Raw genomic sequence first — 15,815 nt, 5'->3', positions numbered from 1 at the left:
AGCCGATTTCAGGCAGGAACCCCAAGATGGACGCCTTCGAACTTCCCCGCACCCTGGTCCAGTCCCTTCAACGTCGCGCCGCGCAGACCCCGGACCAGGTGGCTCTGCGCTTCCTGGCCGAGTCCGCCGAGCACAGCGTTGTGCTCAGTTACCGCGACCTCGATCAGCGCGCCCGCACCATCGCCAGCGCCCTGCAGGCCAATGCCGAATTGGGCGACCGCGCCGTGCTGTTGTTTCCCAGCGGCCCGGACTACGTCGCGGCGTTCTTTGGCTGCCTGTACGCCGGGGTGATCGCGGTGCCGGCCTACCCGCCGGAGTCCACCCGCCGTCATCACCAGGAGCGTTTGCTGTCGATCATCAGCGACGCCGAACCGCGCCTGCTGCTGACCGTCGCCAGCCTCGCCGAGGGCCTGGCGCAGATCGAACATGCGCCGCCGGTGTTGAGTGTCGACACCTTGGACGGCACTGACAATTGGGTCGCCCCCGAGCTGCATCCCGACGACATCGCCTTCCTGCAATACACCTCCGGCTCCACGGCGCTGCCCAAGGGCGTGCAAGTCAGCCACGGCAACCTGGTGGCCAACGAAGTGCTGATCCGTCGTGGTTTTGGCATCGACCTCAACCCCGACGACGTGATTGTCAGCTGGCTGCCGCTGTACCACGACATGGGCCTGATCGGCGGCCTGCTGCAACCGATCTTCAGCGGCGTACCGTGCGTGCTCATGTCGCCGGCGTACTTCCTTGGCCGGCCATTGCGCTGGCTCGAAGCGATCAGCGAATACGGCGGCACCATCAGCGGCGGTCCGGATTTCGCCTACCGCCTGTGCAGTGAGCGCGTCAGCGAGTCCGCCCTGGAGCGCCTGGACCTGAGCAAGTGGCGCGTGGCCTATTCCGGTTCCGAGCCGATCCGTCTCGACACCCTGGAGCGCTTCGCCGAAAAATTCGCCGCCTGTGGTTTCAGCTCAGACCATTTCTTTGCGTCCTACGGCCTGGCCGAGGCGACGCTGTTTGTCGCTGGCGGCACCCGTGGTCATGGCATCCCGGCGCTGCGCGTCGACGAGACGGCGCTGGCCGCCAACCGCGTAGAGCCGGGGCAGGGCAGTGCGATCATGAGTTGCGGCACCAGCCAGCCGGAACACGCGGTGCTGATCGTTGATCCCCACACGTTGGATGAATTGCCCGACAGCAGCGTCGGCGAACTCTGGGCCACCGGTCCGAGCATCGCCCACGGCTACTGGCGCAATCCTGAAGCCTCCGCCAAGACCTTCGTCCAGCACGCCGGGCGGACCTGGCTGCGTACCGGCGACCTGGGCTTTATCCGCTTTGGCGAGGTGTACATCACCGGCCGCCTCAAAGACCTGTTGATCGTGCGCGGTCACAACCTCTATCCGCAAGACATCGAGCAAACCATCGAGCGCGAAGTGGAAGTGGTGCGCAAAGGCCGGGTTGCGGCGTTTGCGGTGAATGACCAGGGCCTGGAAGGCATCGGCATCGCCGCCGAAATCAGCCGCAGCGTGCAGAAAATCCTGCCGCCCGAAGCGCTGATCAAAGCCATCCGCCAGGCCGTGGCCGAGGCGTACCAAGAGGCGCCGAGCGTGGTGGTGCTGCTCAACCCCGGCGCGTTGCCCAAGACCTCCAGCGGCAAGGTGCAACGTGCGGCCTGTGCGCTGCGCCACGCCGATGGCAGCCTCGACAGCTACGCGCAATTCCCCGATCTGCAAGGGCAGGCTGGGGATGTGGCGCTGGACGGCGGTTTGCAACAGCAGATCGCGGCGATCTGGTGCGAGCAGCTGCAGGTCGCGAGTGTCGCTGCCGATGATCACTTCTTCCTGCTCGGCGGCAACTCCATCACCGCCACCCAAGTGGTCGCACGCCTGCGTGAAACCCTTGGCCTGGAGCTGAACCTGCGCATGCTGTTCGAGGCACCGACCCTGTCGACATTTGCTGCCCATGTTGCGCAATTGCAGCAGGACGGCGGCGTCGCCCAAGGCGCCATTCATGCCTTGTCACGCCAGGACGAATTGCCCCAGTCCCTGGCCCAGAATCGCCTGTGGATCACCTGGCAACTGGACCCGCAGAGCAGCGCCTACACCATTCCTGGCGGCCTGCGCCTGCGTGGCGAGCTGGACGAAGACGCGGTGCGCCTGAGTTTCCAGCACCTGATCCAGCGCCACGAAGCCCTGCGCACCCGCTTCTACGAGCGTGATGGCCAAGCCTTCCAGCGCGTTGACGCCAACGCAGCGTTCGACCTGCAAGTCATCGACCTCAGCGACCTGCCCGCCGCCGAGCGCGAAGCCCGTGCGCAGCAGATCCGCGAAGACGAAGCGCGCACGCAATTCGATCTGGAAAAAGGCCCGCTGCTGTGGGTGACCCTGGTGCGCCTGGACGATGAAGACCACCAATTGCTGGTGACGCTGCACCACATCATTGCCGATGGTTGGTCGCTCAACATCCTGATCGATGAGTTCTCGCGCCTGTACGCCGCCGCTTCCCAGGGACAATCCCTGGCGCTGCCGCCGCTCGCCCTGCAATACGCCGACTACGGCAGCTGGCAGCGCCAATGGCTGGCCGAAGGTGAAGGCCAGCGTCAACTGGCGTATTGGAAAAACCAACTGGGGGACGAGCATCCGACCCTGAGCCTGGCCACCGACCACCCACGCTCCGCCCACCACCTGCACAGTGCTGCGCGCCATAGCGTGCGCCTGAGCGCCGGCCTCAGCGAAGCGATTCGCCAGACCGCCCAGGCCAACGAATCCACGCCCTTCATGCTGTTGCTGGCGGCATTCCAGACCCTGCTCTATCGCTACAGCGGCCAGCGCGATATCCGCATCGGCGTGCCCAACGCCAACCGCCCGCGCCAGGAAACCCAAGGCCTGATCGGCTTCTTTATCAACACCCTGGTGCTGCGTGCCGAGCTGGACGGGCGCCTGCCGTTCAACCAGCTATTGGCCGCCACCCGCGAAACCGCCTTGGGCGCCCAGGCCCATCAGGACCTGCCCTTCGAACAGCTGTTGGAAGCCTTCCCTCAGGCCCGCGAGCAGGGCCTGTTCCAGGTCATGTTCAACCACCAGCAACGCGACCTCAGCGCTTTGCGCCGCCTGCCGGGCATGCTCGCCGATGAGTTGCCGTGGCACAGCCGCGAAGCCAAGTTCGACCTGCAACTGCATACCGAAGAAGACCGCAACGGCCGCCTGAGCCTGTCGTTTGACTACGCCGATGAGCTGTTCGAAGGCGCAACCATCCAGCGCCTTGCCGAACACTTCATCAACCTGCTGCACGCCATCTGCGAGCAACCCCAGCAAGCCCTCGGCGACCTGCAGTTGCTGCTGGCGGACGAGCAGCAACCGTGGAGCCAGGCGCCGTGTGCGCCCGCTGAGCAATGGTTGCCCGAGCTGCTCAACCAGCAGACTTCGGACACCACCGCGCTGGTCTGGCAGGGCGGCAGCCTGACCTTCGCCCAACTGCACACCCAGGCCAACCGCCTGGCCCATTACCTGCGCGACAAAGGCGTCGGCCCGGACGTGTGCGTGGCCATCGCCGCCGAGCGTTCGCCGCAACTGCTGATCGGCCTGCTGGCGATCATCAAGGCTGGTGGCGCCTACGTGCCGCTGGACCCGGATTACCCTACCGAGCGCCTGGCCTACATGCTCAAGGACAGCGGCGTGCAACTGCTGCTGACCCAAACCGCATTGCTGGAGCAACTGCCGAGCGCCGACGGCGTGTGCGTCATCGCCATGGACAGCCTGCACCTGGACCGCTGGCCGACCCAGGCACCGGGCCTGCACCTGCACGGCGACAACCTTGCCTACGTGATCTACACCTCCGGCTCCACCGGCCAGCCCAAAGGCGTGGGCAATACCCATGCCGCGCTGGCCGAGCGCTTGCAGTGGATGCAGGCCACTTACCAACTCAACGACACCGACGTGCTGATGCAAAAGGCACCGATCAGTTTTGACGTGTCGGTGTGGGAGTGCTTCTGGCCGTTGATCACCGGCTGCCGCCTGGTGCTGGCCGGCCCGGGTGAGCATCGCGACCCGCACCGCATTGCGCAGTTGGTGCAGGAACACGGCGTGACCACCCTGCACTTTGTGCCGCCGCTGTTGCAGTTGTTTATCGACGAGCCGTTGGTGGCCGAATGCACCAGCCTGCGTCGCCTGTTCTCTGGCGGTGAGGCGTTGCCCGCCGAACTGCGCAACCGCGTATTGGCGCAGTTGCCGGCGGTGCAGTTGCACAACCGCTATGGCCCGACCGAAACCGCGATCAACGTCACCCACTGGCACTGCAGCGCAGAAGATGGCGAGCGCTCGCCCATTGGCCGACCGCTGGGCAATGTGATCTGCCGCGTATTGGACGATCACCTCAACCTGTTGCCAGTCGGTGTGCCGGGCGAACTGTGCATCGGTGGCATCGGCCTGGCGCGGGGTTACCTCGGGCGCGCCGGTTTGACCGCCGAACGTTTTATTGCCGACCCGCTGGGCGAGGCCGGCGCACGCCTGTATCGCACCGGTGACCGCGTGCGCTGGAACGCTGACGGCGTGCTCGAATACCTCGGCCGTCTCGATCAACAGGTCAAGTTGCGTGGCTTCCGTGTGGAACCGGAAGAAATCGAAGCACGCCTGCTGGCCCTGGACGGTATCGCCCAGGCCGTGGTGCTGGTGCGCAACGCCACGCTGATCGGTTACTACACCGCCAGCACCGCACTGGATGAACAGGACGTGAAAGCCGCCCTGGCCGCCGAGCTGCCTGAGTACATGGTGCCCGCGCAACTGATGCGCCTGGACGCCATGCCCCTGAGCCCCAGCGGCAAGCTGGACCGCCGCGCATTGCCGGAGCCGGTGTGGCAGACCCGCGAACACATTGAACCCGAAACAGTGCTGCAGCAGCAGATCGCCGCGATCTGGCGCGAAGTGCTCGGCCTGCCAACAATCGGCCTGCGCGACGACTTCTTCGCCCTTGGCGGCCACTCGTTGCTGGCCACGCAAATCATCTCCCGTACCCGCCAGGCCTGTGACGTCGAACTGCCGCTGCGCACCTTGTTTGAAGCCAGCGAACTGGGCGCGTTTGCCGAGCAAGTCGAGCAGATCCAGGCATCGGGCCAGCGCAACCAGCAAACTGCGATTGCCCAGGTCGACCGCAGCCAGCCGGTGCCGTTGTCCTATTCCCAGCAGCGCATGTGGTTCCTGTGGCAGATGGAACCGGATAGCCCTGCCTACAACGTCGGCGGCATGGCGCGCCTGCGGGGTGTGCTGGACGTGGGGCGTTTCGAAGCCGCGTTGCAGGCCTTGATCATGCGCCACGAAACCCTGCGCACCACGTTCCCGAGCGTCGACGGTGTGGCCTGTCAGAAGGTCGCGCCGCAGACTGGCCTGCGCATGGACTGGCAGGATATTTCCACGCTGAACGAAACCGAGCGCCAGCAGCGCTTGCAGCAACTGGCCGATCATGAGGCCCACACGCCGTTCAACCTGGAAACCGGGCCGTTGCTGCGCGCCTGTGTGGTCAAGGCCGGCGAGCAGGAACACTACCTGGTGCTGACCTTGCACCACATCGTCACCGAAGGCTGGGCCATGGACATCTTTGCCCGTGAACTCAGCGCGCTGTACGAAGCCTTTATCGACGAGCGCCTGTCGCCGCTGGCGCCGTTGCCGGTGCAATACCTCGACTACAGCGTGTGGCAGCGTCAGTGGCTGGAATCCGGCGAGCGTCAACGCCAACTGGATTACTGGACCGCGCAACTGGGCACTGAACATCCGCTGCTGGAGCTGCCGAGCGACCGTCCACGGCCACCAGTGCAAAGCCACCAGGGCGAGCTGTACCGCTTCGATCTGAGCGACGAACTGGCCGCCCGCGTGCGCGCCTTCAATGCCGAACGCGGCCTCACGCTGTTCATGACCATGACCGCGACCCTGGCCGTGTTGCTCTACCGCTACAGCGGCCAGACCGACCTGCGCATCGGCGCCCCCGTGGCCAACCGCATCCGCCCGGAAAGCGAAGGGCTGATCGGCGCGTTCCTCAACACCCAGGTGCTGCGCTGCCAGCTCAATGGGCAGATGAATGTCGGCCAATTGTTCGAGCAGGTGCGTCACACTGTGATCGAGGGCCAGTCCCACCAGGACCTGCCGTTCGACCATCTGGTGGAAGCCCTGCAACCACCGCGCAGTGCCGCCTACAACCCGCTGTTCCAGGTGATGTGCAACGTGCAGCGCTGGGAATTTCAGCAGAGCCGCCAACTGGCCGGCATGACCGTCGAATACCTGGCCAACGATGCCCGTGCGACCAAGTTCGACCTCAACCTGGAAGTCACCGACCTCGACCACCGCCTGGGTTGCTGCCTGACGTACAGCACGGATCTGTTCGACGAACCGCGCATTGCGCGCATGGCTGAACATTGGCGCAACCTGCTGGAAGCGTTGATTGCCGACCCGCAACAACGCCTCAGTGAACTGCCGCTGCTGACCGCCACCGAACAACGCGCATTGCAGGACAGCCTGGGCGTCGAGGCCGGTGAGCACCGTCTTGATCAGTGTATCCACCAGTTGTTCAGCCAGCAGGCACTCAAGCGTGCGGATGCGCCGGCCCTGACCTTTGCCGGCGTGACCCTCACTTACGCAGAACTCAATGCCCGTGCCAATCGCCTGGCCTGGATGCTGCGCGAACGCGGCGTCGGCCCGCAGGTGCGGGTCGGCCTGGCGCTGCCGCGCTCCCTGGAAATGGTCGTCGGCCTGCTGGCGATCCTCAAGGCCGGCGGCGCCTATGTGCCGCTGGACCCGGAATACCCGCTGGATCGCCTGCACTACATGATCGAAGACAGCGGCATCGGCCTGCTGCTCAGCGACGCGGCGATGTTCGAAGCCCTCGGTGAACTGCCGGCCACAGTGGCGTGCTGGTGCCTGGAGGATGACTCGCCCGTGTTGGCGAACTACCCGGCCGATGAGCTGCCGTTTATCAGCCTGGCGCAACACCAGGCGTACCTGATCTACACCTCCGGCTCCACCGGCAAACCGAAAGGCGTGGTGGTGTCCCACGGCGAAATCGCCATGCATTGCCAGGCCGTGATCGAGCGTTTCGGCATGCGCCCGGATGATTGCGAGCTGCATTTCTATTCGATCAACTTCGACGCCGCCACCGAGCGTTTGCTGGTGCCGTTGCTCAGCGGCGCGCAAGTGGTCTTGCGGGCCCAGGGCCAGTGGGATGCGGAGGAAATCTGCGGGCTGATCCGCACCCATGGCATCAATATTCTCGGTTTTACCCCGAGCTACGGCAGCCAATTGGCGCAGTGGCTGGCGACTCAACACCAGACCCTGCCGGTACGCATGTGCATCACTGGCGGCGAAGCCCTGACCGGCGAACACTTGCAGCGCATTCGCGCAGCCTTCCAGCCCGAGGTGTTTTTCAACGCCTATGGCCCGACCGAAACCGTGGTGATGCCGCTGGCCAGCCTGGCGCCGCAGCAGTTGGAGGAGGGCGCCGGCAGCGTGCCGATCGGCAGCATTATCGGCGACCGCGTGGCGTACATTCTCGACGCCGATCTGGCGTTGGTGCCCCAAGGTGCGACCGGTGAGTTGTTCGTCGGCGGCGCGGGCCTGGCCCAGGGTTACCACGAGCGTCCGGGCATGACGGCGGAGCGTTTTGTCGCCGATCCGTTTGCCGCCAATGGCGGCCGCCTGTACCGCACCGGCGACCTGGTGCGCCAACGCGCCGATGGCCTGGTGGAGTACCTGGGGCGTATCGACCATCAGGTAAAAATCCGTGGTTTCCGCATCGAGCTGGGCGAGATCGAAACCCGCCTGCTGGAACACGAAGCCGTGCGCGAGGCAGTGGTGCTGGCGCTGGATTCGCCGAGTGGCAAACAGCTGGTGGCGTACCTGGTCAGCGACGCAGAGCACGGCCCATTGCGCGAGGCGTTGAAGACCCACCTCAAGGCGCAATTGCCGGACTACATGGTGCCGGCACACCTGATCGTGCTCGACAGCATGCCGCTGACCGCCAACGGCAAGCTCGACCGCCGCGCCTTGCCGCAACCGGACCCCGAGGCCAATCGCCAACAGTACGTGGCCCCGCGCAACGAACTGGAGAGCACCTTGGCCGCGATCTGGTGCGCGGTGTTGAACGTGCAGCAAGTCGGTCTGGACGATAATTTCTTTGAACTGGGTGGCGACTCGATCCTGTCGATCCAGGTGGTCAGCCGGGCGCGGCAGGCGGGGATTCATTTCAGCCCCCGCGACCTGTTCCAGCATCAGACCGTGCAAACCCTGGCCGCCGTCGCCACGCGCTCCGAGCAGGTCACGGCGGAGCAGGGCGTACTCACCGGCAGCTCGGGCCTCACGCCGATCCAGCATTGGTTCTTTGACACCGACGTCCCGGCGCGTCAGCACTGGAACCAGGCGCTGGTGCTCAAGCCGCTGCAATTGCTGGAGCCTCATCGCCTGGAGCAAGCGTTGCTGGCGGTGCTGGAGCACCACGACGCGCTGCGCCTGAGCTTCACCCGGCGCCATGCGCAATGGCATGCCGAGCATTTGGCCGTGCCCCAGGGCGGCGTGCTGATGCAGGCGCAAGTGCGCGATATGGCGCAGTGCACCGCGCTGTTCACCGATACCCAGCGCAGCCTCGACCTGGAACACGGCCCGCTGCTGCGCGCCTTGCTGGTGGATGGCCCCGAAGGCCAGCAACGCTTGCTGATCGCGATCCATCACTTGGTGGTGGATGGCGTGTCGTGGCGGGTGTTGCTCGAAGACCTGCAGAACGTCTATCGCCAACTCAGCGAAGGCCAATCCGTCAGCCTGCCGGCCAAGACCAGCGCGCTACGTGACTGGGCCGCACGCTTGCAGGCCTATGCCAGCAGCGAATCCCTGCGCGAAGAATTGAATGTGTGGCAGGACCAATTGGCGGGCCCGGCCGTGGCGTTGCCGGTGGACCGTGCGCAGGGCTCGTTACGCAATCGCGATGCCGAAACCGTCAGCGTGCGCCTGGATGCCGAACACACCCGTCAGTTGCTGCAACAAGCCCCAAGCGCATATCGCACCCAGGTCAACGACCTGTTGTTGACCGCCTTGGCCCGCGTGTTGTGCCGCTGGAGCGGGCACGACTCGGCGCTGATCCAACTGGAGGGCCATGGCCGCGAAACCCTGTTCGACGAGATCGACCTGACCCGCAGCGTCGGCTGGTTCACCAGTGCCTACCCATTGCGCCTGACACCGCAGGCTGAACAGGGCGACTCGATCAAGGCCATCAAGGAACAACTGCGCGGCGTGCCGCACAAGGGCCTCGGTTATGGCGTGCTGCGCTACTTGGCGGACGACCTGTGCAAGCAGACCATGGCCGCGCTGCCGACCGCCGACATCACCTTCAACTACCTGGGGCAGTTCGACCAGAGTTTCGGCAGCGAGGCGCTGTTCCATCCGCTGGATGAATCGGCGGGCCTGGCCCACGACCCGGATGCGCCGCTGCCCAACGTCCTGAGCGTCGACAGCCAGGTGTATGGCGGTGAACTGGTGCTGCGCTGGACCTTCAGCCGCGAACGCCACGATGCACACACCGTCCGCGAGTTGGCCGAAGCCTACCTGGCCGAGCTGCACAGCCTGATCGCGCATTGCCTCAGGGACGATGCCGGCGGCCTTACGCCGTCCGACTTCCCCCTGGCGCACCTGACCCAGCCGCAACTCGACAGCTTGCCGGTTCCGGCCAGCGTCATCGAAGACGTGTACCCGCTGACCCCGATGCAAGAGGGCCTGTTGCTGCACACCTTGCTCGAACCAGGCACCGGCCTGTACTACATGCAGGACCGCTACCGCATCAACAGCGCCCTCGACCCGGAGCGCTTTGCCCAGGCCTGGCAAGCGGTGATCGCCCGTCATGAAGCCTTGCGCGCCTCGTTCTGCTGGAACGTCGGCGAAGACATGCTGCAAGTGATCCACAAACCCGGCAGCACGCCGATTGAGTACCTCGACTGGAGCCAGGACGCCGAGGCTGAGCAAGAGCCGCGCCTGCAAGCGCTGCTCAAGGCCGAACGTGAAGCCGGCTTCGATCTGCTCAACCAGGCGCCGTTCCACCTGCGCCTGATCCGCGTCGGCGAAGCGCGCTACTGGTTCATGATGAGCAACCACCACATCCTCATCGATGCCTGGTGCCGTTCGCTGCTGATGAATGACTTCTTCGAGATCTACATGGCCCTGGGCGAAGGCGTTGAGGCGCAATTGGCCACACCGCCGCGTTATCGCGACTACATCGCCTGGCTGCAACGCCAGAACCTGAATGAAGCACGCCAGTGGTGGCAGCAGAACTTGCAAGGCTTTGAGCGCACCACGCCGATCCCGAGCGACCGGCCGTTCCTGCGCGAGCACGCCGGCCACAGCGGCGGCATGGTGGTGGGCGACTGCTACACCCGCCTGGATGCCCGTGATGGCGCGCAACTGCGGGAACTGGCCCAGGCCCATCAGCTCACTATCAACACCTTTGCCCAGGCGGCATGGGCCCTGGTGCTGCGCCGCTTGAGCGGCGACCGCGACGTGCTGTTCGGCGTTACCGTGGCCGGGCGCCCGGTGCAAATGCCGGAGATGCAACGCACCGTCGGCCTGTTTATCAACAGCATTGCGCTGCGGGTGAAGCTGCCGCAAGACGATCAACCGTGCAGCGTGCGCCAATGGTTGAGCGGCCTGCTCGACAGCAATATGCAGCTGCGCGAGTACGAATATTTGCCGCTGGTGACGATCCAGGAACACAGCGAACTGCCCAAGGGCCAGCCGCTGTTCGACAGCCTGTTCGTGTTCGAAAACGCCCCGGTGGAAACCTCTGTGCTGGACCGTGCGCAAAGCCTGAATGCCACTTCGGATTCCGGTCGCACCCACACCAACTTCCCGCTGACCGCGGTGTGTTACCCCGGTGATGACCTGGGCTTGCACCTGTCTTACGACCAGCGTTACTTCGACGAAACCACCGTGCAAGGCATGCTCGGCGAGTTCAAGCGCCTGCTGTTGGCGCTGGTGCAGGGCTTCCATGGCGACATGGCCGACCTGCCGTTGATTGGCGAGCAGGAGCGCGAGTTCCTGGTAGAAGGCTGCAACCAGAGTGAGCACGCCTACCCGCTGGACCGCAGCTATATAGAGCTGTTCGAAGCGCAAGTCGGCGAGCATCCGCAGCGGATCGCCGCCAGTTGCCTGGACCAGCAATGGACGTTCGATGAACTCAACCGTCGCAGTAATGGCCTCGGCCATGCGCTGATCGCGGCGGGCGTCGGCCTGGATCAACCGGTGGCACTGTTGGCCGAGCGTAACCTCGACCTGCTGGGCATGATCATCGGCAGCTTCAAGGCCGGTGCCGGTTACCTGCCGCTGGACCCAGGCCTGCCAAGCCAGCGTTTGAGCCGCATCATCGACATGAGCCGTACGCCGTTGCTGGTGTGCACCGAGGCGTGCCGTGAGCAGGCCATCGAGTTGCTTGACGGTGTCGACTGCCAATTGCTGGTATGGGAAGACGTGCCGGCGCGTGGTGAAAACCCAGGCATCTACAGCGGCCCGGACAACCTCGCCTACGTGATCTACACCTCGGGCTCGACCGGCCTGCCCAAAGGCGTGATGGTCGAACAGCGCGGCATGCTCAACAACCAATTGAGCAAACTGCCGTACCTGGACCTGAGCCCGGCGGATGTGATCGCGCAAACTGCGTCGCAGAGCTTCGATATTTCCGTGTGGCAATTTCTCGCCGCGCCGTTGTTCGGCGCGCGGGTGGACATCGTGCCGAACACCATCGCCCACGATCCCCAAGGCTTGCTGGCCCACGTTGAGGCGCAGGGCATCACCGTGCTGGAGAGCGTGCCGTCGCTGATCCAGGGCATGCTGGCCCAGGACCGCATCAGCCTCGACGGCCTGCGCTGGATGCTGCCCACCGGTGAAGCGATGCCACCGGAACTGGCGCACCAATGGTTGCTGCGCTACCCGCAGATCGGTTTGGTGAATGCTTATGGCCCGGCCGAATGCTCGGATGACGTGGCGTTCTTCCGCGTCGATCTGGCGTCGACCCGTGGCACCTATCTGCCGATCGGCACACCGACCGACAACAACCGCCTGTATCTGCTGGATGGCGCGCTGGAGCTGGTGCCCCAAGGCGCTGTCGGTGAGTTGTGTGTGGCCGGCACTGGCGTCGGCCGTGGTTATGTCAGCGACCCGTTGCGCACGGCCGCAGTGTTTGTGCCGAACCCGTTCGGTGCACCGGGCGACCGGCTTTACCGCACGGGCGACCTGGCGCGTCGGCGCAGCGATGGCGTGCTGGAATATGTTGGGCGTATCGACCATCAAGTGAAGATTCGCGGCTATCGCATCGAACTGGGTGAAATCGAAGCGCGCCTGCACGAACAACCCGAAGTACGCGATGCCGCAGTGGGCGTGCAAGAGGGCGTCAACGGCAAGCACCTGGTGGGTTACCTGGTGGCGGCCGATGAAGCGCTGAGCCCAAGCGAGCGCCTGGACCGCATCAAGCAACGCCTGCGCGCCGAGCTGCCGGAATACATGGTGCCGTTGCACTGGCTATGGCTTGACCGCCTGCCGCTCAACGCCAACGGCAAACTCGACCGCAAGGCCCTGCCGGCACTGGAGATCGGCCAGTTGCACAGCCAGGACTACCTGGCGCCGCGCAACGAACTGGAAACCTCCTTGGCTGCAATCTGGGCCGAAGTGCTCAAGGTCGAGCGGGTGGGCGTCGAAGACAACTTCTTCGAACTCGGCGGGCATTCATTGCTGGCCACACAGATTGCCTCGCGGGTGCAGAAGACCCTGCAGCGGGATGTGCCGCTGCGGGCGATGTTCGAGTGCAGCACAGTGGCGCAACTGGCGGAGTACATCGACGGGTTGGCGGCCAATGAGATCAGCGCGGAGAAGGTGGGTCGGCTGAGTGATTTGATGGCGGAGTTGGAGGGGTTGTAAGCCAGCCGCTGGTCTGGAATACCCATTTTTTTCGGTAGAACTGTCAAATCTGACAGTAGGCAAGCTTCCTGTATCACGTGTTAGATAACCGGAGTTTCTGGCCCACTCGGCCAGGCCCGACGGTGATCTAACGCTGGACAGGAGTCTTGTCATGGTTAAAAAAACGCTCTCTGAAAAACCTATTTCCGCTCAGGCCTCTGGCGTGTTGCAAGCGACTGAAGCGGAGTTGCCCTATGCGATTATCCAGTACGCCACCAATAACAGTGTGCTGTATCCGATCGATGCGATCGATGGCGCTACGGCGACACTGACCTTGCCGGCGAATGCCACCCATGTCACGTTCTACCTAGCGATCAAGGATCAAGACGAGCCCATCTTCGAGCCTGTTTCTGTCGCAAACGGGGTTGATGTCGTCGATATTCCTGCAAACTGGATCAGTTACTGCATCGGGCACACGGTATTGATCAAGTACACGGCCAATGCAGGTGGCCGAGCGTTGGAGTCCTTGACACTGGAGTTGGAAGTCCAACAGATCCGGGAGGAGCACCTGGTGGTATCAAGGCCGGTGTTTGAGCATTCCAAAGAGGAGGAGCCGAACACCTGGCGGCTGAGGATGCTGAGCTTCACTGGCGATGAAACCGTTCACATTAAGGCGTGGCCAATGATTAACGCAGGTCAGCGCCTGTTTGTCACCGTCGCGGGTAATCAGCATGTCACGCCGTATCGCTTCAGATGGGTGGCGTTGGATCACGTCGTACAGCCTCATGAGGCTCATGCTGATCACGTTTTCAGGTTCTCTCTGTCGCGAGGCTGGTTATCCAGACTCGACGACTATTCGTCTATCACTGCCCATCTGGGGGTGATTTGGGACAAGACTGCGCCTGTGTTTCCCGAGCCGGGCAACCCGCTTCTGGAAAATCCGCTGCCTGTAAATGCGCAGGATTTTCACCTGCGCACGACCTCGCTCTTGCACGTAGACCCGGCCCAGGATCTGGACCCACCCCATTTGCGCGAATCGGTGGAGCTGCCTCCAGGCCAATGGCAGGTCAATCCCACCAACACGGTCAACGGTGGGCATGTCATTGTCAGTTATGAAGGCATGTATGAAGGTGACCATGTATGTGCTTACGCGTCCGGGCCAAATTACGGGCCTGTGGCACTCGGTTGCCAGGATGTGAAGAGCGGTGAAACGGACCTGTCCTTCGATGTTGCTCCAGACATTATCGCAGCCCTTTTCAACAAGACCTTGACGCTGAACTACAGCCTTAAATTCAACAGTTACGAGCCCCAGTATTCGCCTGAGCGCTTGGTCAAAGTACTTGCGCCAAAACTGACCAGACCAGGTATTGAACAGGCAACGGGGAATACCCTGGACCTCAACAACTTTAGCGGGAATGCGACGGGGGTGGTGCCTGTTTGGGATTATGCGGTAGAGAAGCAATGTTGCTGGATGTGGGTAACCGGTACGCTTGAGGATGGCAGCGACTATTGTTTTTATGTGTTGGAGGGTGAGCCGCTTGACGCTGCCTGGTTACACGATGGGGTCGATACGCCGATGGACAGGACCAAACTGCAAAAGTTGGCGGATTGCAGCGAGTTTGAGCTGCATTTTGCGGCGAACTTCGATGGCCAGTGTGCGCTGGAGACAGCCGTTGAGTTCCCTGTTGGGAAATTTAGCATCGAGCAAGAGGCTTTGACACTACCCCCTCCAAGTGTGTGCCAAGCGGTGGAGGACCAACTGACTATCTGGAATGGTCGGAACGGTGTGACGGTGCGGGTGGAGTATGAGCGGATCAGCTCCAATCATACGATCGGCGTGAAGTGGGTCAAACCGGACGGTACGAGCCTGCCATTGGAACCAAAGCCGGGCAACAGCGATCCTGGCTATGTCGATTTCGAGATCCCGCGTAAAGCGGTGATCCAGGGGGCGGGTAAAACAATCCTGATCAATTACATAGTGACCAGTACTTGTAAACTGGTGCCGTCGAAGACGCTTGCGTTGAAGATCAGTGTACCGACGAGATTGCCTACACCGGTGGTGCCTGAGGCGACGCCACCGGCTACCCAAGGCGGGCTTTTAGACCTGCAGACTTTTAACGGTGATGCGCATATCACCGTGTATGACGCAAACTTCGACAAGGCGTGGTGGTTTGCTTTTGAAGGCCAAAATGCTTTTCTGCGTGTTGTTGGGACTCTCGAAAACGGTGCTCCTCATACGATCAACGTGCGTATAGACCCACGCGTAATTTCAGAGGAAGTCGATAACGGGTTGTCGGCAGTACTGCTGCGATCTGAATTGGAAAAATTGAAAGATCACAGCCCGTTGACTGTTTTTTGCGAGGTCACGACTGACGGCAGTTCAAGTGCGACGGACGCAGTGCGGTTTCCATCTTTGGAATTGACAGTTATTGTGCCCCCCAAAATTCGCTATGAGAACTTTACGGGTCAGTCAAGCCGTTTTATCTCGGCGGGGCAGCGTTTTAGTGTCCCTACCATGGATATAACCTTCGTTTCGGGTCCTGAACAGGCGGGTATTCATACTTATGAAATGTCACCGTTCAGTTCCGGTCCAGCCATTTTGATGTCCTATCTCGTTAACGGTCTGCCGCGACCACAGGTTTTACGTTTGGATTTAAAGTTTACATGCAAAAAAGTTCAGTTCGGTATTGCCGGGCTTAATCAGACCTTTCATGCGGACTTTTTTGATAGCGCTGATGGTTGGCTAGGACGCGCTACTCGGCACTATGCATCTGGAGGGCATAATCAATGGGTGGGATTCTCGGGGGACGGTAGGGAGATAGCAAGGATAGATCTCATCGTTAGCGATTGGATCTATGTAGATAACTTTACATTCTGGTTGTAAATGAGCCAGAGCGATGTAAGCGCCCTCGCATGAGGCGA

2 protein-coding genes are annotated in these 15,815 nt (G+C 62.6%); both read left to right on the top strand.

Translation table 11 applies throughout. The features are described 5' to 3' along the window. Nucleotides 1-26: 26 nt before the first annotated feature. Entirely contained in the window at nucleotides 27-12,914 is a 12,888-nt protein-coding gene (locus DNK50_RS22995; RefSeq protein WP_112196354.1) for a non-ribosomal peptide synthetase, read from the top strand. A 151-nt stretch (nucleotides 12,915-13,065) separates the two neighbouring features. Next, the gene (locus DNK50_RS22990) at nucleotides 13,066-15,777 is read left to right on the top strand and encodes a hypothetical protein (protein WP_256595362.1); all 2,712 of its coding nucleotides are present in this window, start codon (nucleotides 13,066-13,068) and stop codon (nucleotides 15,775-15,777) included. Nucleotides 15,778-15,815: the final 38 nt, after the last annotated feature.

This window comes from Pseudomonas sp. LG1E9, assembly GCF_003290225.1.
GTDB lineage: Bacteria > Pseudomonadota > Gammaproteobacteria > Pseudomonadales > Pseudomonadaceae > Aquipseudomonas > Aquipseudomonas cyclaminis.
This window is presented reverse-complemented; position numbering and strand designations above follow the sequence as displayed.

What these genes read in the sequence shown, in the direction of transcription:
- DNK50_RS22995 (WP_112196354.1), top strand. Translation starts at nt 27, where the DNA reads ATGGACGCCTTCGAACTTCCCCGCACCCTGGTCCAGTCCCTTCAACGT.
- DNK50_RS22990 (WP_256595362.1), top strand. Translation starts at nt 13,066, where the DNA reads ATGGTTAAAAAAACGCTCTCTGAAAAACCTATTTCCGCTCAGGCCTCT.